Source organism: Paracoccus sp. SCN 68-21, assembly GCF_001724535.1.
GTDB classification, from domain to species: domain Bacteria; phylum Pseudomonadota; class Alphaproteobacteria; order Rhodobacterales; family Rhodobacteraceae; genus Paracoccus; species Paracoccus hibiscisoli.
In genome coordinates this window covers 1-17,894 of the sequence record NZ_MEES01000001.1, presented here as the reverse complement: position 1 = coordinate 17,894, position 17,894 = coordinate 1, and the positions used below count along the sequence as shown (strand labels likewise).

Genomic DNA, 17,894 nt, shown 5'->3' with positions numbered 1-17,894 from the left:
ACCCGGACGCTTGCCGCCCCCCGGTCCATCTGCGATAGATCGCGCGACCCCCTGACCCCGAGGCCAGACATGAGCTTTCGCGCCCGCCACCTTCTGGGCATCGACCATCTCAAGCCCGACGAGATCGTGTCGCTGCTGGACCTGGCCGAGGAATACGCGGCCCTGAACCGCCGCACGGTGAAACATTCCGACGCGCTGGCGGGCATGACCCAGATCAACATGTTCTTCGAGAACTCGACCCGCACCCAGGCCAGCTTTGAGCTGGCTGGCAAGCGATTGGGGGCCGACGTGATGAACATGGCCGTCGCGCAGTCGTCGGTGAAAAAGGGCGAGACGCTGATCGACACCGCGCTGACGCTGAACGCGATGCAGCCCGACCTGCTGGTCGTGCGGCACCCCCATTCCGGCGCGGTGAACCTGCTGGCGGAAAAGGTGAACTGCGCGGTGATCAACGCGGGCGACGGGCGCCATGAGCATCCAACCCAGGCCCTGCTGGACGCGCTGACGATCCGCCGCGCGAAAGGCCGCCTGCAGCGCCTGACCATCGCCATCTGCGGCGACATCGCGCATTCCCGCGTGGCCCGGTCGAACCTGATCCTGCTGGGCAAGATGGAGAACCGCATCCGCCTGATCGGCCCCGCGACGCTGATGCCCGCCGGCGTCTCCGAGATGGGGGTCGAGCTGTATGAGGACATGCGCGAGGGACTGCGGGGTGCCGATGTCGTCATGATGCTGCGCCTGCAGAAAGAGCGGATGGATGGCGGCTTCATCCCGTCCGAACGCGAGTATTTCCACCGCTTTGGCCTGGACGCCGAAAAGCTGGCTTTGGCCGCGCCCGACGCGATCGTCATGCACCCGGGGCCGATGAATCGCGGGGTCGAGATCGACGGCACCCTGGCTGACGACATCAACCGCAGCGTCATCCAGGACCAGGTCGAGATGGGCGTCGCCGTCCGCATGGCCGCCCTGGACCTGCTGGCCCGCAACCTGCGCGCCAGCCGTGGCCGCACCGCCGTCGGAGAGCCGTGATGGACCTGATCTTTCACAACGCCCGCTTGATCGACCCCGAGGCCCAGACCGACGCCCTGGGCAGCCTGCGCGTCACCGATGGCCTGATCGCCGGACGCGGCGCGCCCGAGGAACCCGCCCCCGAAGGTGCCACCGTCATCGACTGTCGCGGCCGCGCCTTGGCGCCCGGCCTGATCGACTGGGGCGTCAAGATCGGCGAGCCGGGCGAACGCCACAAGGAAAGCTTTCGCAGCGCAGGCCGTGCGGCGGCGGCGGGCGGCGTTACCACGATCATCGCGCGCCCCGACACCACGCCCCCCATCGACACCCCCGAGGCGCTGGAATTTGTGGCCCGCCGCGCCAGCGACGCGCCCGTCAACATCCGCCACATGGCTGCCCTGACCAAATCCCGCGAGGGCCGCGAGATGACCGAGATCGGGTTCCTGACCGATCTGGGCGCGGTGGCCTTTACCGACGGCGTGCGCGTGGTGCGCGACACCAAGCTGCTGGGCCGCTGCATGACCTATGCGCGGGGTCTGGACGCGCTGATCATGGGGCATCCACAGGACCCGTCCCTGTCTGCGGGCGCCGTGGCGACCAGCGGCAAGTTCGCGTCCCTCTATGGCATCCCCGCCGTGTCCCCCATGGCCGAGGTGATGGGTCTGGATCGCGACCTGGCGCTGGTCGCGATGACGCGGGGGCGGTACCACGCCGACCAGATCACCGTGGCCGCCAGCCTGCCCGCGCTGATGCGGGCGCGCGATGCGGGGCTGGATGTGACGGCAGGGATCTCGATCCACCATCTGACGCTGAACGAATTCGACGTGGGCGATTACCGGACCTTCTTTCGGTTCACCCCGCCCCTGCGCGCCGAGGATGACCGCCTGTCGATGGTCGATGCCGTGGCCCAGGGCCTGATCGACACCATCGCCAGCTTCCACACGCCCCAGGACGAGGAATCAAAACGCCTGCCCTTCGAGGCCGCAGCCCCCGGCGCCGTCGGCCTGCAGACCCTGCTGCCTGCGGCCCTGCGCCTGTATCACCAGGGCGGCCTGACCCTGCCGCAGCTGTTCCGCGCCATGGCGCTGAACCCCGCCCGGCGCCTGCGCCTGCCCGCAGGGCGCCTGTCCGAGGGCGCCCCCGCCGATCTGGTGCTGTTCGACCCCGACGCGCCCTTTGTTCTGGACCGTTTTGCACTGCTGTCGAAATCCAAGAACACCCCCTTTGATGGCGCGCGGATGCAGGGGCGCGTGATCGGCACCTGGGTCGCAGGCACCCCCGTTTTCGGAGACCACGCATGATCTTCTGGGCGATCTTCGGCTATCTACTGGGGTCCGTCCCCTTCGGGCTGGTCATCACCCGCGCCCTGGGCCTGGGCGATCTGCGCCAGATCGGGTCCGGCAACATCGGCGCGACCAACGTGCTGCGGACGGGCAACAAGGGCGCGGCCCTGGCGACCCTGCTGCTGGACAGTGGCAAGGGCGCCATCGCCGTCCTGCTGGCCCGCCATTTCGGCGGAGAGACCGCCGCCGTCCTGGCCGGTGCCGCGGCCTTTCTGGGCCATTGCTTTCCGATCTGGCTGCGGTTCAAGGGCGGCAAAGGTGTCGCAACCTTCCTCGGCACGCTGATCTCGCTATGCTGGCCCGTGGGCCTGATCGCCTGCGCCACCTGGGCGGTGACGGCGGCGGTCACCCGCATCAGCAGCCTCAGCGCGCTGTTGGCGGCGGCACTGGCCCCGGCCTTTGCCTGGGGCCTGGGACGCCCCGACATCGCGGCGGCGGCGGCCTTTATGGCCGTGCTGATCGTCATCCGCCACCACGCCAACATCCGCCGTCTGCTGGCCGGGACGGAACCGCGGATCGGCCGGAAATAGCCCTCAGCGCTCGGCCACCAGCACCCGCCCGGGCCGAGGGGGGCGGGGCGGGGCGATGGCCTCGGCCAGCCCCGTGGGCGTGAACGGCGGCCCCTGCATCTCGGGTTCGGCCTCCTCCTCGGCGACGGCCGCAGGGGCCACACCGCCCATCCCGCGCAGCGCCTCAACCCCGCGCCGCGCCGATACCGCGATCGAGATCAGCGCCAGGCACGCCCCCGCCAGCAGGATCAGCAACGTCATCCCCAGCAGGCCTAGGAACACCGGCATCGGCGGCACGCCCTCGGCCTGCCGGATCAGCACGACGACCGCCCCGATCAGCGCCAGAACCCCCAGACCAAATACAACCGCGACCAGCCGCCCCATCCATTGCATCACATCACCACGCATCACATGCCCCCACCGGTTTTGCGACGGGGGTGCCACCGCAAGCGGGCCAGTTCAAGTCACCGCTGGTGGCCGCCCGCTCACACTCGCGTGCATCACGGTCGCGGACAGGTCGGCGGCAGGCGGTGGGCAGGGGGGTCCGGGGGGACGGCAGTCCCCCCGGCACGTCGCGGGACGCAACCCCGTGCTCAGTAGGAGTATTCGTCGTAGATCCGCGTCAGATCGCCGTCCCACGCGCCATGGTACTTCTCCAGCAGCTCGTCGGCGGGGACCTTGCCGCTGTCGACGCTCTCCTTCAGCGCGTTCAGGAAATGCGTCTCGTCGGGGACCAGCCCGTCATTGCCGGACCGGGCGCGGGCCTTCAGGCCGCCCTCGGCGATGGCCAGGACCTCGCGGGCCAGATCATGCATCTTCACGCCGCCCGCCTGCGCCTGCAGCCCGTCGCGGCCTGCGGCGACGCGCAGCGCCTCGCGCGTCTCGGCGTCCCAGCCCTTGATCAGGTCGGTCGCGGCATCCAGCGCCCCCTGGTCATAGGTCAACCCGACCCACAGCGCCGGCAGCGCGCACAGACGCCGCCACGGGCCGCCATCGGCGCCGCGCATCTCGATGTATTTCTTGACGCGGGCCTCGGGGAACACGGTGGTCATGTGGTCCGCCCAATCCGACAGGGTCGGCACCTCACCCGGCAGCGCCGGCAGGCGGCCCTCCAGGAAATCGCGAAAGCTCTGGCCTAGGGCGTCGATGTATTTTCCGTCGCGATAGACGAAATACATCGGCACGTCCAAAACATAGTCGACCCAAGCCTCATAGCCGAAGCCCTCCTCAAAGACGAAGGGCAGCATGCCGGTCCGCGCCGCATCCAGGTTCTGCCAGATATGCGCGCGCCAGGATTTCATGCCGTTGGGCTTGTTGTCCAGAAACGGCGAATTGGCGAACAGCGCGGTCGCCACCGGCTGCAGCGCCAGCGCGACGCGCATCTTCTGGACCATGTCGGCCTCGGACGCGAAATCCAGGTTCACCTGCACGGTGCAGGTCCGGTACATCATCTGCGTGCCAAGCGTGCCCACGCGGCCCATGTAGTCGGTCATCAGGCGGTACCGCCCCTTGGGCATCATCGGCATGTCCGACGCGGACCAGATCGGCGCGGCGCCCAGCCCGATGAACCCCGCGCCGATATCGGCGGCGACGGCCTCGACCTCGGCCAGGTGGCCGTTCACCTCGTCACAGGTCTGGTGGATCGTCTCCAAGGGCGCGCCGGACAGCTCCAGCTGGCCGCCGGGCTCCAGGCTGACATTCGCGCCGTCGCGCTCCAGCCCGATCAGCTTGCCCGCCTCCAGAACGGGGGTCCAGTTGAAGCGGTCGCGCAGGCCCTCCAGCATGGCCGTGATCGACACGGGGCCTTCGTAGGGCAGCGGCATCTTGCGCGCAACGTCATAGCCGAACTTCTCGTGCTCGACGCCGATGCGCCAGGCATCCTTGGGCTTTTCGCCGCTGGCGATATAGGCGGCCAGCTGGTCGCGATGTTCGATGGGGCCTCCGCCCTGCTGGGGAATGGACATGGACGATGAGGCCTTTCAAGGGTTTCCGGTCGGCCACAGGTGGCAACGCGGGCGGGCCAAGTCAAGCCGCCTCAGCCCGGCCTCCGCCAAACGGCGCGCATCGCATCGCCCTGCCGGGCGATCTGCGCCAGCGCCGCCGACACCGCGCCCATGTCCAGACCCGGCAGCGCGGTGAAGGCATCGGCCAGCGCCCCCGCCCCCGCCGCATCGGCGGGAACAAGCAGCGCCTCGCCGCCCAGGCTGCGCAGCCGCCAATGCGCGCGGCCATCCAGGCGCAGCAGCCGGATCTCGGCCAGATCGCGCAGGGGCATCTCTCCGCCCATCTCGGTCGCGCCGTAATAGCGGATCGCGCCCTCGACCACCTCGACCACGCCGGGGGCGGCGACGGGGCGGCGGAACGGCGTGCGACGGATCGCCCCAAGCGCCAGGCTGCCCGCGACCAGGGCCGCACCGCCGCCGATCACGGCCCAGAACCAGCCGCCTTTGAAGGCCACCCACAGTCCCGCCAGCGTCAGCCCGGCAAAGATCATCGTTTCCGCATGCCGCACCAGCAGGGCGCGCAGATCGGGCCGGATCACGGGGCGCAGCCGGACAAGGGGGCGGAACCCGCGCCTACCATCGCGACAGCGCGTCCTCATCCGCGGCACGGGCCGCGACCCAGGAGGCACTGCCGTCCCGCGCGATCTCTCGTTTCCAGAAGGGGGCGCGCGATTTCAGCCAATCCATCAGAAAATCCGCCCCGTCAAAGGCCGCGCGGCGGTGGCGGGCGGCGGTGGCGACCATCATGATCTGCCCGCCCACCGGGATGCGGCCATAGCGGTGGACGATCCGCCAGTCGCTCAGACCAAAGCGGGCGGCGGCGGTCAGACCGTGATCGCGCAGCGCCGCCTCGGTCATGCCGGGGTAATGCTCGATCTCCAGCGCGGCCAGATCGCCGCCATCGTCGCGCACCACGCCGGTAAAGGTCACGACCGCCCCCGCCCCCGCGCCAAAGCCCGCCATCTCGGCGGACAGGTCGAACGGTTCGGCCTGGACGCGCGCGACCATCAGCCGCCCGTCATCGGGGGAAAGAACGCGACCTCGCGCGGCTGGCCCAAGGGCGCGTCCAGATCGGTCAGCACCTGGTCGACCGCGCAGCGCACGACAGCGCCGTCGGCAAAGGCCGCCGCATGCCCCTCGGACAGGGCGGCCAGCTGGGCGATCAGGGCGCGCGGGGTGGCGGCGTCGGTCCGGACCGTCTCGCGCGGGTGCCCGACGCGTTCGCGCATCCAGGCGAAATACAGGACCTCAACCGTCACGGCCGGGCTCCTTCAGATAGGGCAGCGCCTTGACGAAGTAATCCCAGCCCGTCCAGGCCGTCAGCGCCGCAGCGATCCAGATCAGCGTCAGGCCGGTGTGGGTGGCCAGAGCCGCCCAGCTGACCGACCAGACCAGCCCCGTCTCGCCCACGCGGGGGGCCAGGCCGTGTTCGACATAGGTCAGCCCCGTGCCCAGGAACAGCACCGAGATGGCGACCATCTGCAGCGTCGTCTTCCATTTGGCCAGGTTGGTGACGGCCAGCATACGCGACTTGTCGCCCAGATATTCGCGCAGGCCGGACACGAAGACCTCGCGGAACAGGATGATCGTCACGGGCAGGATCAGCCAGGGGTTCATGCCCGAATAGCCGGTGATCACGACCAGCGCGATCACCACCATCGCCTTGTCGGCGATCGGGTCCATCGCGGCGCCGAACCGGCTCTCCTGCTTCCAGGCGCGGGCCAGATAGCCGTCGAACCAATCGGTGATCGCCGCCAGCAGGAACAGCGCCAGCGCCGCCCAATCGGCCCAGGGGCGGTGGAAATACAGAAACATCAGCGGGACCCCGGGGGCCGCCAGCAGACGCATCAGGGTCAGGATATTCGGAAGGGTCCAGCGCATGACCGCACGCTAGTCCCTGTCGCGGCGGTTGGAAAGGCCCAAGCATCACCCAGACGCAGCCGTGATCGCGGGTTTCCGCCGGCGCGCCCGGGTCCCCGCTCAGTCGCGGGTGTTGAAGTGGTCATGCACCTTCTGCGCCATCGCGGCCGAGATCCCGGGCGCGGCCTGCAGGTCCGTCAGACCGGCGCGGGCCACGGCCTTGGCGCTGCCGAAATGCTGCAGCAGGGCACGCTTGCGGGCGGCGCCGATGCCCGCGATCTCGTCCAGGGGGTTGGCCATCTGCGATTTCGCGCGCTTGGCGCGGTGGGTGCCGATGGCCCAACGGTGCGCCTCGTCGCGCAGGCGCTGGACGAAGTACAGGACCGGGTCGTTCATGCGCAGCGCAAAGGGGCGCTGGCCGGGGCGGTGGAACTCCTCCTTGCCGTGGTCGCGGTCCTGGCCCTTGGCGACGCCGATCATGGGGATGTCCTCGACCCCCATCTCGGCCATGATCTCGTGGACGACCGAGACCTGGCCTGCGCCGCCGTCGATCAGCAGCAGGTCCGGCCAGGCCTCGGTCTGGCGGTCGGGATCGTCTTTGAGCAGGCGGGCAAAGCGGCGGGTCAGCACCTCCTTCATCATGCCGAAATCGTCGCCGGGGGTGATCTCGGTGCCCTTGATGTTGAACTTGCGGTACTGGTTCTTGATCCAGCCCTCCGGCCCCGCCACGATCATGCCGCCGACCGCGTTGGTGCCCATGATGTGGCTGTTGTCATAGACCTCGATCCGGCGCGGGGGGGCGGGCAGCGCGAACGCGTCGGCCAGCCCCTCCAGCAGGCGCAGCTGGGTCGCGCTTTCGGACATGCGGCGCGCCAGGCTCTCGCGGGCGTTGCGCAGGGCGTTGGTGACCAGGTCGGATTTCTCGCCGCGCAGGGGGACGGCGACCTCGACCTTGCGGCGGGCGCGTTCGGACAGGACCTCGGCGGTCAGGTCCGGGTCCTCGGGCGGGTGGGACAGCAGGATCTGGCGCGGCGGCGGGGTGTTGTCATAGAACTGCATCAGGAACGCCTGCATCACCTCGTCCGGGCTCTCGGCCCCGCCAAGGCGCGGATAGAAATCGCGGTTCCCCCAGCTTTGATTGCCGCGAATGAAGAACACCTGAACGCAGGCCTGCCCGCTGTCCATGTGCAGCGCCACGATATCGGCCTCGGCCACGCCCTTGGGGTTGATGGCCTGCACCGACTGCACGGCGGTCAGCGCCTTGATGCGGTCACGCAGGGCTGCGGCGCGTTCGTATTCCATGGCCTCGGCCGCCTGCGCCATCTCGGCCGCCAGGTCTGACTGGATGGTCGTGGTCTTGCCCTGCAGGAAGCGTTCCGCGTCATTGACCAGCGCGGTATAGTCGGGCGCGCTGATCCGGCCGACGCAGGGGGCGCTGCACCGCTTGATCTGGAACAGCAGGCAGGGGCGGGTGCGGGACTCAAAGACGCTGTCGGTGCAGTTCCTCAGCAGGAACACCCGCTGCAGCTGGGTCAGGGTGCGGTTCACCGCCCCTGCGCTGGCAAAGGGGCCGTAGTAATCGCCCTTTTCCGTCTTGGCGCCGCGATGCTTCTTGATCTGGGGATAATCGTGGGACTTGGCCACCAGGATGTTCGGAAACGATTTGTCGTCGCGCAGCAGCACGTTGTAGCGCGGCTTCAGCTGCTTGATCAGGTTCTGCTCCAGCAGCAGCGCCTCGGTCTCGGTATTGGTGGTCAGGAACATCATCGACGCCGTCTCGCGGATCATCCGCGCGATGCGCCCCGAATGGCCCGAGGACCGGGCATAGTTCGACACCCGCGCCCGCAGGTCGCGCGCCTTGCCGACATAAAGCACCGCCTGCTGCGCATCCAGCATGCGATAGACGCCGGGGCTGCTGTCCAGCGTGCGAAGGTAATCCTGAATCAGGGCGTGGCCGGTTTTCTGGGTCATGACGTCAACTTGGTGATTCTGGGCCCCGCTGCAAGTTCCGGAACCCAAGTGCAACCGTTAAGCTTTCCACGGAATCTGTGGATAATCCTGTGGGCGGCCTGTGAGGATGACCCTGCGGGGCCAGCAATCGTTACAGTTTAGTGAACCTGCCCGGATTTTAGGCAGAACGGAAGGGCGTTGTTTTCGTTGGAAAAATTTTATCCGCGCAAGATTCAGACAGAAAAACCATGCGGAATCTGCAGGTTGGAACTTTGGCACGGGGTCAAGTGGACAAAATCGGCGAACAGGCCCGATCCGGGCCTATTCCGGGCCCAGCACGTCGGGCGTGCGCCATCCCAGATGCTGTCCGCCATCGACGCAGATCAGCTGCCCGGTGACGCCCCGCGCCTCCAGAAGATAGCCCAGGGCGTCGGTGATGCCGCGCGGATCGGCGCCGCGACCCAGCACGGTGGCGGCACGTTGGGCGGCGAAATGCGCGGCGCTTTGGCGGGCGCCCTGCAGGGTCGGGCCGGGGCCGATGGCGTTCACGCGGATGTCGGGGGCAAGGGCCTGCGCCGCGGTGCGGGTCAGCGACCACAGCGCCGCCTTGGCCAAGGAATAGGTCATGAATTCGGGCGTGGGCTTCAGCACCCGCTGATCCACCATGTTCACGACCAGGCAGCGGGCCTGCGGCTCGCCGTTCTCGTCCGGCGCAGCCTTGGCGGCCTGGGCGGCGAAGGCCTGGATCAGCTGGAACGGTGCGCGCAGGTTCGACCCCAGATGCCGGTCCCAGCCCTCCATCGTGGCGCTGCGGATCGTGTCATAGTCGAAGATCGAGGCGTTGTTCACCAGAACCGTCAGCGGCCCCATCGCCGCCGCCACCTGCGGGATCAGTGCGGCGGTCGCATCCGGGTCCAGCAGGTCGGCCTGAAAGGTCTGCGCCGCGACGCCCAGGGCGCGGGCATCAGCGGCGGTCTGTTCGGCCTCATCGGCGGAACCGGCGTAATGGATGGCCACGTCATGGCCGCGCCGCGCCAGTTCCAGCGCCATGGCGCGGCCAAGGCGGCGGGCCGCGCCGGTGACCAGGGCCACACCCCTCACAGCAGCACCCAGGCATAGGCGCCATACATCACCACGAAGGCCGCGCCGACGGGTCGCGACAGGCTGAACCCGCGCAGCAGGAACGGCGCCAGCAGCAGCGACGCCCCCAGCATGACCCACAGGTCCAGGCGCAGCATCTCGGGCGGGACGGGCAGCGGAGAGACGACGGCCGTGATGCCCAGGATCGCCAGGATGTTGAAGATGTTCGAGCCGACGACATTGCCTAGGGCCATGTCCGCCCGCCCCTTGAGCGCCGAGGCGACCGAGGCCGCAAGCTCCGGCAGCGAGGTTCCGACGGCCACCAGCGTCAGGCCGATCACCGTCTCGCTGATGCCAAAGGCAAGGGCGATGTCGGTGGCGCCGCTGACCAGCAGGTTCGCCCCCACCGGCAGCAGAACCAGCCCCGCCCCCATCCACAGCGCGATGCGGCCCCAGCCCGCGCCCAGGGTGGTGCCGTCCACATCGGCCGCATCGGCGCGCCCGGTGGTCAGCTGGCGCCACAGCACCAGCGCCAGGGCTGCCAGCAGGATCATCCCCTCGATCCGGCCGATCTCTCCGGTGAAGGCCAGCGCGATCATCAGCACCGAGGCGCCGATCATCATCGCCCAGCTTTCGCGCAGGTCATGCCCCTTGGTCACGATCACCGACACCAGCGCGGTCACCCCCAGGATCACCAGTACGTTGGCGATGTTGGAGCCCACGACATTGCCCATGGCGATGCCGCTGGACCCCTTCAGCGCCGCCGAAAGCGACACGAGCAGTTCGGGCGCCGAGGTGCCAAAGGCCACCACCGTCAGGCCTACGACAAGGGGTGTCATGCCCAGCTTCAGCGACAGGCCCACGGCCCCCTTGACCAGCAGGTCACCGCCCAGGACCAGCAGGACCAGCCCGCCCAGGACCAGCAGAATTTCAACGACCACGACGATTGATCCCCAGAAGTTTCTTGATGAAGCGACGGAATCCCGGCCCGCTGACCAGCGCCATGACCACCATCACCAGCAGGAACAGCAGCACCGCGCGCAGCATCATCCGCGCGTGCCGAATTGCTGGAACGCGGCGCGATCCTCGGCCGCGTCCAGCAGCAGGTCGGCGGACAGGCCAAGGCGGCGCAGCAGCGGCCGGCGCATGCCATGGACCTCAAAGCGGATCTTGTCGCCATAGAGCGCCTTGAGCCGCGGGACGGGATGGCCGATGCCGTCGGCCAGACCAAGGCGCACGGCCTCGCGGCCCGCCCAGAACTCTCCGGTGAACAGGTCGCGGTCGGCGGCCAGCCGGGTGCCGCGACGGGCGCGGACATGGTCCTTGAAGGCCTGGTGGATGGGCTCCAGGATGGTGTGCAGGCGGGCCACGTCATCGGGGTTCTGCGGCCGGAACGGGTCCAGCGTCGATTTCGACGTGCCCGCGGTATGGACGCGCCGCTCAATCCCCCACCGCTCGATCAGCTGGTGAAAGCCGAAGCCCGCCGAGATCACCCCGATCGACCCGACGATCGAGCTTTCGTCGGCCCAGATGTCATCGGCCGCACAGGCCAGCCAATAGCCGCCCGAGGCGGCCACATCCTCGACAAAGGCGTGGACGGGAATGTCCGTCTCATCCGCCAGACGACGGATGCGCGCCGCGATCAGCGACGACTGCACGGGCGATCCGCCCGGAGAGTTGATGACCAGCGCCACGGCCAGGGGCTTGCCGCGCCGGAACGCGCGTTCGATCAGCGGCGCCAGGGCCGCGTCGTTCAGGCCGCCCCCCCGGCCCGCGCCACCGATGGTGCCGGACAGGCGGATGACCGCGACGCGGGGCCTGCGGGCCAGGAAACGAGACAGAAGGGGAATACGCATGCGACACAGATAGGCGGGCGCAGGCCCGCCCACAAGGCGCGACGTCAGTCCGCGATGGCGCGGATCGTATCGCCCGGCAGGAAGGTCGGGGTCAGCGCGATGATGCGGTCGTCGGGCGCGCGATCCTTGCCAGACACCAGCCGCGCGGCGCGCCGTCCGACATCGACGCGGCGCGCATCCGTGGTGGCCAGCCGCATCGGCAGCCCGTCCAGCAGATCGACCCCGTTGAACCCCGCCAGACCTAGCTGACCCGGAATGTCATAGCCCCGGTCGATGCAGTGCAGCAGCCCCCCCGCCCCGATCATGTCGTTCGAGAAATACAGGAAATCCAGGTCCGGGGCGCGGGTCAGGATACGCTCGGTCAGTTCGCGGCCCTTCAGCAGGGACGATCCGCCCTGATAGTATTCGCGCGCCTCCAGCTGGATGCCGGCGGCCGCCAGCCCCTCCTCAAAGCCCAGCAGGCGTTTGCGGGCGCGGTGATCCTCGGGCATGTGGGTGCCGACAAAGCCGATGCGCCGATAGCCCGCCGCCAGGATGCGGTCGGCCATCTCGCGCCCCGCGCGGATGTGCGAGATGCCCACCAACGTGTCGATGCCCTCGCCGTCGACATCCATGATCTCGACCACCGGAATGCCCGAATTCTGCAACATGGCCCGCGCCGCCCGGCTGTGCTCCAGCCCCGCCAGGATCACGCCCGACGGCCGCCAGGACAGCATGTCGTACAGCACCATCTCCTCACGCGCGGGGGAATAGTTGGTGACCCCGATCACCGGCTGCAGCCCGGTATCGTCCAGTTCCGCAGATATCCCGCCCAGCACGTCGGGAAAGACCAGGTTCGACAGGGACGGAATGACCACCGCGACCAGGTTCACCCGCTGGCTGGCCAGCCCTCCCGCGATCTTGTTGGGAACATAGCCCAGGGCCTTGGCCGCCGTCAGCACCTTCTCGCGCGTCGCGGCCGAGACGTCGCCCCGGTTGCGCAGCACCCGGCTGACGGTCATCTCGGACACGCCCGACGCCTCTGAGACGTCGCGAAGGGTCAGCGGGCGGCGCGGTCTGATGGGCAGCATGGGGCATCCGATCTGTAAGACCCCGATGTTAGCGAAGGACAGCACCCCCCACAACCGCGACCTGCGCCTTGCCAAACGACCTTGGGGGCGGCTATTGGTCGGGTGGTCGGCCCCGTGGCTCAACTGGATAGAGCAGCCCCCTCCTAAGGGGCAGGTTACAGGTTCGAATCCTGTCGGGGTCACCAGAAAACCCAATTGTTGACGATGAAGCATAAGAGTGCACGTTTTGCAGTTCCTGTGCACACCTTGCGTCAAGTAGTTTCTGCAGCACTGCAGTGGAATCGACACAAGATACTGATATGGAATGCTTTATTGCTGTGGAGAATCCGGCGCTAGTTTGGCTGCCTGAACTTGCACCTCTGTCTTGCGTGCCGCCTCGTCTGCACTTTCCCAACAGCATGACCAGTCGCGGAGGCTACTCGATTGCACCGAAGTCGCTCCGGCAGACCTTGAAGCCGTGATAGGACCTGTTGCCTGCCGGGGCATGGACCCGGATCTGCCGCGCCCGGATGGCGGTGATGATGCGCCCCACCGTGACCTTGCTGTTGGCCTGCGCCCTCTGGATGGTTTCCCATTTGGCGGACCCCGGGTTCGCGTCTGCCAGCGCGTTCAGCTCGTCGACAAGCGCTTTGCCATCCGCCTCCAGCCAGCGAAGCCGCGCGCCGGGAAGGCGCGTCCGGGGCTGCAGGACGCCGTCCTGCTCCAGGGCGCGCAGCTCGGCCTCGGTCATGCCGACAGCGCACCGCATCTCCTGGTCCGTGACCAGCGACCCGATCGCGCAGAGCGTTCCGCCATGCGCCTGCGCGTCAAAAACGGCGCGGCTGTCCGGCCGCGGATCGTCAACCGCGATAACTCCAGCCTCGACCAGCAATGGACGCAACCGCCCCTCAGCGACGCGCAGTGCAAACGCCGCGGTGCCGACCGAGTGAAGCTTTCGCTGCGACACCGTCTGTCCCAGCAGAACGGTCCCTTCCGCAATGGGCCAGGTGCCCAGAACCACACCTCGAATGATGTCCGCAAATGGCTCGAACGCTTCATTATCCTGATGGTAGTCCCGCATATCCCTCCAGAGTGATCCGAACGCCTTCTGTGGCTCATCCAGAGAGCCGTTCGCCCCAGCGGCCAGATCGTGCAATGCGTGCCGAATGGCATCGGGACCACGACGCACCACATCGAACCCCGCTGCCAATGAGGCATGCCGGACAGCCTGCGGATCAGCGTCATCCTGGCCGTCGTTGCGCAGCAGTTCCCCGCCGAGCAAGCGACAGAAGGTCGTCGCGGCATAGAGGCTTTGGCCCGAGAGCCAGGATGTATCCTCGTCCTTGTCCAGCCGGTGTTCCAGCCACCGATCGTATCCGGTTGGAGTGGCCATCGGACCGTCGAGGCTGCCCGAGAGAATGGTCGGCAGGATCTCGGTCAGCCGGGCCGTCAGATCGTTCCGGGCGGTCGGATGCGGTGCCGTCCAAAGAGGCACCAGCAGCGCGCCGTGCGTGGCGCAGGTCACCATCTCGCGCATCTGCCAGTGCCCGCGCATCGCCATCGCGGCCAATGGATCTTCCGGAGCTGACATGGCATCGTCCCTCAGACACCGGGGGCATCCTTGCACGACCGGGTTCCGCAGCGCCCGCGAGACGAAGATTTCGTTCCGAAAGCGCATCCGGACATCACCGATCGGCTCGCCCGTCCAGGACAGGAGCTCTTCCAGCTCCGCATCGTCAAGCCCGGCCCAAGCCATCAGGTTCTCGAACAGCTCGCGATCCTGGCTGACCAACCGCTTCATCGAGCCACCCAGATCGAGCACCAGCTGATGCAGCGATACGCCCTTCGACGCGGCAAGCCTGGCGACGAGCGACGGCACGGTTTCACGGGCGACAGGCGAAATTCCGTGCAGCAAGGCCAATGCGGACACTCCCTTCGATAGAAGGCGGATCTATGCCTGCAGGCTTATCGAAGAATCAAGGGGGCCTTGGCGTCGACCTTCCTCCAAAGATCTAATCGAAGTTGGGGAGGCGACCTTTGAACAGTGCCGCTAAGCGTTTTTCCTATATCGCGGAAGCGATCAATCGGCCTCGTTTCTGGCAAGCGTAACGCGACGCGAAGGGCGGAAAGCTGCCTTACGGCAATGCGGCGAGGCAGATGCAGCAATATCGGAAAAGCAGCCGCTCGTGCGGACTGCGTGAGCCTACCGCCCTCAAATCCGATGAGGTGTGTTAGCAGTCCGTCACAACCACGCGCAGTTTCTGCGACCACTCTGCATAATCCGCGCGTGTGGCGGAGCGATGACTGCCAACGTTGAGGCGATGGTTGGGTTTGTAAATTTGTTTAAATATTCAGTAATTTCCAGAGCAGTGTGCAGAGCGGTCGTGCAGATGGTCCTTCTCGTGGCTTCTCTATCCCATCCAGAATTCTGGGTTATGGGAGGATCAGATATGTGGTGACGTGAGGCATTGTAGTGCCTCACGTCACATAGGATCAGTCTCCGGGCGTCAGTGCTATGACGTGATGTGCTGCGCGCTCGACAGCTTCTCTGGAGTATACCAAGGGAGCATAGTCGCCAGCAGCCCACAAGGGAGCGAGATCGCGGTAGTGGGCGCTCATCGCGTCGCCGGACTGGCCAGGCGTGTTGATGAACCTGCTCTCGTCCCAATTGCCGACGTCCAGAACCATTCGGAACGACGCCCCTGAGGTGACTTCGAAAGCATCATTGTAGCTTGCGGCACGGGGGCTGAAGGCAGACCCACCCATAGACAGCGGTCCGACATTGAGCTGGCTTCTCAAGCCCTGCGGCGCAAGCGCAGCGACCGAACTGGTGAAGACGCCCTTGTGTAGATCACCCCAACGCCATTCTGCGACGTTCTGCCCAAGATGCTCGGATGTCTCCGCAACGGCGTCACTCAGTGCCTGAGACAGGATCTCATCGCGTGCTGCGTCAGGTTCCGTGCCCAGGCGAGCGTCGGGCTGTTCCAGCAGATCGACCACCGACGTGATGGCACCGCGACCCAGAAGCGTCGACAGGTCGTCCCCCAGGAGGCGTTGACCCGCGACTTTGACAAGATGCTTGCTAAGCATCACTTCGGCTACCGCGGCCGCCGCACTGTCGGCGGAGGTGACCCCATCCCAATCCTGGATAAGGTCCAGTGCCTCGTTGTCTAAAGCCGATGCGGTGTCAGGCAGGTCCAGCCCATGCATCAGAGCCACCACCCTGCGCTGCATCATGCTGTGATCGTCGTTCTGAAGCGCCATGGAGCCGGCCAGCGTCATCTGATCGTCTTCCGACAGAACCTCGGCAATGCGGTTATACCGGGAAGGATCAGACCACTCGAACCCGACCTTGTAATCCTCATAGGGATAATCCTCTGGCAGATTCATCTCGTTTGCCGTCGCGAACCAGCCTTTTTCAGGATTGTAGGAGGAAGGCAGCTTGTCGCGCTCGAGAAAGTCCCATTCGTATCGCCCGTCGCCAGGAACCGGGAGAAGGCCGTCCCAATTCTCGCGAAGTGGTGAGATCGCACCGACGATCCACCCGATATTGCCGTCCGTGTCGGCATAGACCTGGTTTTCGGATGGTGTCGAGAACCGTTCCATTGCGCTGGAAAACTCGTCCCAGTTCTGCGCACCCATGTAGTCGACCGATCCAAAATAGGCTGAGGTGCCGGGCTCGAACCAGACGCTGCGGAAGGCATATGCGCGGTTGTTATCTGCATCGACCTTGAGGATCGGACCGTGACGGGTGAACCGCATTTCGATATCCACGGGCTCGCCATCGCGGACATTCACTGTGTCGGACATGACATCCATGTCGACCCACTCGTCCTGGTAGCGATACTGGTCCGGATTGTCCGGATTAAGCTCGTAGACATAGATGTCTTCCTGATCGACGGCAAAGATTGTCAGGCCAAAACCGATCTTGCCATTGTGACCGATCGAAACGCCAGGAAGTGCCGGCTCGCCCGCGCCGATGACCGACATGCCGGGCGAATTCAAATGCACGACATACCGCAGCGAAGGCACTCCATGGGCGCGGTGTGGATCATTGGCGAGGATCGGCCGTCCGGTCGCCGTTCGGGACGGAGCAACCGTCCAGTTGTTCGAGCCGATTTCTTGAACATTAGCTGCCGTGGTCCTGAGGAAAGTCGCCGGATCCAGCCGGGTTTCTTGATCGCCCGAGCTTTGGTTGTTTTCGTGGGTCTCCGGCGCAGCAGGATCAGCAGATTCCAGTTCGTCTGGTGCGGGCCCAGCGTCCACGTCGGTTTCAGTGCCCGAGGCGGGAACCGGTTCAGTTTGCGAGGCCACATCCGGCGCCTCGAACGTCACATTCTGAGTGGCGAGCGTATAATCTGCCAGCACGTCTTCCGGGATCGTGCAGGGATCAAGGCCCTCGGGAATGGACGGGGTCCATTCGGGCTCCAGCTTCTGGCGCAGCCGGTCAGCTTCGATACCTTCTTCGCAGGCTATCCGCGCCCGAGATACTTCGGAACTGGCGTTGCGGGTCAGACCGTGACTGCGGATCCGAACCACATCCTCAGGAGACCAAAGCGCCGGCTGCGAGCCTGTCAGGGCGAACTCGACCGGCGTGGGCAGATCGCCATCCAACACCTGTTGGACATATGAATTGACCCCCTCCGAAAAAGCCTCTGCACTCGACCGGCCGTTGGGGCCGTAGGCGGCCCACTCCTCCTCCATATCGCCACGATACAAGAAGAGGCGGGCCGCTCTGTCCTGATCGACGAAGCTTTCGCCGAAACTTTCGGAGAGCTGCCCCAATCCTCGCTTTCGCCAAAGGTCGATCTGCCACAGCCGATCACGCGCGGCATTGTAGCCTTGCAGGAAGATCGCATCGCGGTCTGTGCCGGCATAGATGTGAGGCACCCCCCATTGATCGATAATGATCTCTGCAGGCTGCTCTAGTCCCGCCACGCTGCGCGTCTCCTGCGTGACAGCCGACGCGAACTCGGCATGAGCAGGCACCATGCTCAGTGCTGAAACAGTGGCTGACAAAACGAAAAGAGCATTTCTCTTCGACATCTTCGTTCCTCCCTTTTCCCAATACGATCCTGCCCCAGTTCGCTGCACACGCGAAGCGATTATTTGCACAATCTGCAAATCGGCAGTTCGGCGCCTAGAGCATTTCGCTTTTAACCTGACACATAGCCTGCAGCGTGGAAGTAGTTCCAGCATTCTTCGGGTGAGAACATGCTGCAGATGTCACCAAGGG

16 protein-coding genes and 1 tRNA gene are annotated in these 17,894 nt (G+C 66.3%); 4 read left to right on the top strand and 13 right to left on the bottom strand.

Translation table 11 applies throughout. The annotated features are described in order from the left end of the window. The first annotated feature begins 69 nt into the window (after positions 1-69). The 3 genes from ABS73_RS00085 to plsY are packed head-to-tail and all read left to right on the top strand — an operon-like array spanning position 70 to position 2,881. Complete coding sequence (locus tag ABS73_RS00085; protein ID WP_277018273.1) at positions 70-1,029, top strand: aspartate carbamoyltransferase catalytic subunit; 960 nt, start codon at positions 70-72, stop codon at positions 1,027-1,029. Further along, positions 1,029-2,309 (top strand): dihydroorotase, encoded by a 1,281-nt coding sequence (gene pyrC / locus ABS73_RS00080; RefSeq protein ID WP_277018274.1) that lies wholly within the window; start codon positions 1,029-1,031, stop codon positions 2,307-2,309. Before ABS73_RS00085 ends, pyrC begins: the two co-directional genes overlap by 1 nt. Beyond that, complete coding sequence (plsY, locus tag ABS73_RS00075; RefSeq protein ID WP_277018275.1) at positions 2,306-2,881, top strand: glycerol-3-phosphate 1-O-acyltransferase PlsY; 576 nt, start codon at positions 2,306-2,308, stop codon at positions 2,879-2,881. The genes pyrC and plsY overlap by 4 nt, the downstream gene beginning before the upstream one ends. A 3-nt stretch (positions 2,882-2,884) precedes the next feature. On the opposite strand, the gene ABS73_RS00070 is transcribed toward plsY, so the two are convergent. From ABS73_RS00070 to ABS73_RS00020, 11 genes are all read right to left on the bottom strand, one after another. Continuing rightward, positions 2,885-3,268 carry a hypothetical protein gene (locus ABS73_RS00070; protein WP_277018276.1) on the bottom strand — a complete coding sequence of 128 codons (384 nt, stop codon included), beginning with the start codon at positions 3,266-3,268 and terminating at the stop codon, positions 2,885-2,887. 185 nt (positions 3,269-3,453) lie between these two features. Next, positions 3,454-4,824, bottom strand: coding sequence for a glutamate--cysteine ligase (locus ABS73_RS00065; RefSeq protein WP_277018277.1), 1,371 nt, complete (start codon positions 4,822-4,824; stop codon positions 3,454-3,456). A 71-nt stretch (positions 4,825-4,895) separates the two neighbouring features. Beyond that, positions 4,896-5,402, bottom strand: coding sequence for a hypothetical protein (locus tag ABS73_RS00060; protein WP_277018279.1), 507 nt, complete (start codon positions 5,400-5,402; stop codon positions 4,896-4,898). Between the two features lie 34 nt (positions 5,403-5,436). Beyond that, positions 5,437-5,871, bottom strand: coding sequence for a molybdenum cofactor biosynthesis protein MoaE (locus ABS73_RS00055; RefSeq protein ID WP_277018281.1), 435 nt, complete (start codon positions 5,869-5,871; stop codon positions 5,437-5,439). Continuing rightward, positions 5,871-6,122 carry a MoaD/ThiS family protein gene (locus tag ABS73_RS00050; protein WP_277018282.1) on the bottom strand — a complete coding sequence of 84 codons (252 nt, stop codon included), beginning with the start codon at positions 6,120-6,122 and terminating at the stop codon, positions 5,871-5,873. The genes ABS73_RS00055 and ABS73_RS00050 overlap by 1 nt, the downstream gene beginning before the upstream one ends. Further along, entirely contained in the window at positions 6,112-6,744 is a 633-nt protein-coding gene (pgsA, locus tag ABS73_RS00045; protein ID WP_136856241.1) for a CDP-diacylglycerol--glycerol-3-phosphate 3-phosphatidyltransferase, read from the bottom strand. The genes ABS73_RS00050 and pgsA overlap by 11 nt, the downstream gene beginning before the upstream one ends. A gap of 99 nt (positions 6,745-6,843) precedes the next feature. Then, entirely contained in the window at positions 6,844-8,694 is a 1,851-nt protein-coding gene (uvrC, locus tag ABS73_RS00040; protein WP_277018283.1) for an excinuclease ABC subunit UvrC, read from the bottom strand. A gap of 300 nt (positions 8,695-8,994) precedes the next feature. After that, positions 8,995-9,774 (bottom strand): SDR family oxidoreductase, encoded by a 780-nt coding sequence (locus ABS73_RS00035; RefSeq protein WP_277018284.1) that lies wholly within the window; start codon positions 9,772-9,774, stop codon positions 8,995-8,997. After that, entirely contained in the window at positions 9,771-10,694 is a 924-nt protein-coding gene (locus tag ABS73_RS00030) for a calcium/sodium antiporter (RefSeq protein ID WP_277018285.1), read from the bottom strand. Before ABS73_RS00030 ends, ABS73_RS00035 begins: the two co-directional genes overlap by 4 nt. Before the next feature lie 105 nt (positions 10,695-10,799). Further along, entirely contained in the window at positions 10,800-11,609 is an 810-nt protein-coding gene (locus ABS73_RS00025) for a S49 family peptidase (RefSeq protein WP_277018286.1), read from the bottom strand. Positions 11,610-11,653: 44 nt separating this feature from the next. Continuing rightward, positions 11,654-12,679 carry a LacI family DNA-binding transcriptional regulator gene (locus ABS73_RS00020; RefSeq protein WP_136856237.1) on the bottom strand — a complete coding sequence of 342 codons (1,026 nt, stop codon included), beginning with the start codon at positions 12,677-12,679 and terminating at the stop codon, positions 11,654-11,656. Positions 12,680-12,787: 108 nt separating this feature from the next. Here ABS73_RS00020 and ABS73_RS00015 point away from each other — a divergent pair. Beyond that, positions 12,788-12,864 (top strand) — tRNA-Arg (locus tag ABS73_RS00015). Between the two features lie 230 nt (positions 12,865-13,094). Here ABS73_RS00015 and ABS73_RS00010 read toward each other — a convergent pair. Continuing rightward, positions 13,095-14,588, bottom strand: a complete 1,494-nt coding sequence (locus ABS73_RS00010) for a TniQ family protein (protein ID WP_277018288.1) — start codon at positions 14,586-14,588, stop codon at positions 13,095-13,097. 563 nt (positions 14,589-15,151) lie between these two features. Beyond that, complete coding sequence (locus ABS73_RS00005; RefSeq protein WP_277018289.1) at positions 15,152-17,704, bottom strand: penicillin acylase family protein; 2,553 nt, start codon at positions 17,702-17,704, stop codon at positions 15,152-15,154. Positions 17,705-17,894: the final 190 nt, after the last annotated feature.

Coding starts and splice junctions, on each gene's coding strand:
- ABS73_RS00005 (WP_277018289.1), bottom strand. CDS start 17,704: ATGTCGAAGAGAAATGCTCTTTTCGTTTTGTCAGCCACTGTTTCAGCA.
- uvrC (WP_277018283.1), bottom strand. CDS start 8,694: ATGACCCAGAAAACCGGCCACGCCCTGATTCAGGATTACCTTCGCACG.
- ABS73_RS00065 (WP_277018277.1), bottom strand. CDS start 4,824: ATGTCCATTCCCCAGCAGGGCGGAGGCCCCATCGAACATCGCGACCAG.
- ABS73_RS00020 (WP_136856237.1), bottom strand. CDS start 12,679: ATGCTGCCCATCAGACCGCGCCGCCCGCTGACCCTTCGCGACGTCTCA.
- pyrC (WP_277018274.1), top strand. CDS start 1,029: ATGGACCTGATCTTTCACAACGCCCGCTTGATCGACCCCGAGGCCCAG.
- pgsA (WP_136856241.1), bottom strand. CDS start 6,744: ATGCGCTGGACCCTTCCGAATATCCTGACCCTGATGCGTCTGCTGGCG.
- ABS73_RS00025 (WP_277018286.1), bottom strand. CDS start 11,609: ATGCGTATTCCCCTTCTGTCTCGTTTCCTGGCCCGCAGGCCCCGCGTC.
- ABS73_RS00085 (WP_277018273.1), top strand. CDS start 70: ATGAGCTTTCGCGCCCGCCACCTTCTGGGCATCGACCATCTCAAGCCC.
- plsY (WP_277018275.1), top strand. CDS start 2,306: ATGATCTTCTGGGCGATCTTCGGCTATCTACTGGGGTCCGTCCCCTTC.
- ABS73_RS00055 (WP_277018281.1), bottom strand. CDS start 5,871: ATGGTCGCGCGCGTCCAGGCCGAACCGTTCGACCTGTCCGCCGAGATG.
- ABS73_RS00070 (WP_277018276.1), bottom strand. CDS start 3,268: ATGCGTGGTGATGTGATGCAATGGATGGGGCGGCTGGTCGCGGTTGTA.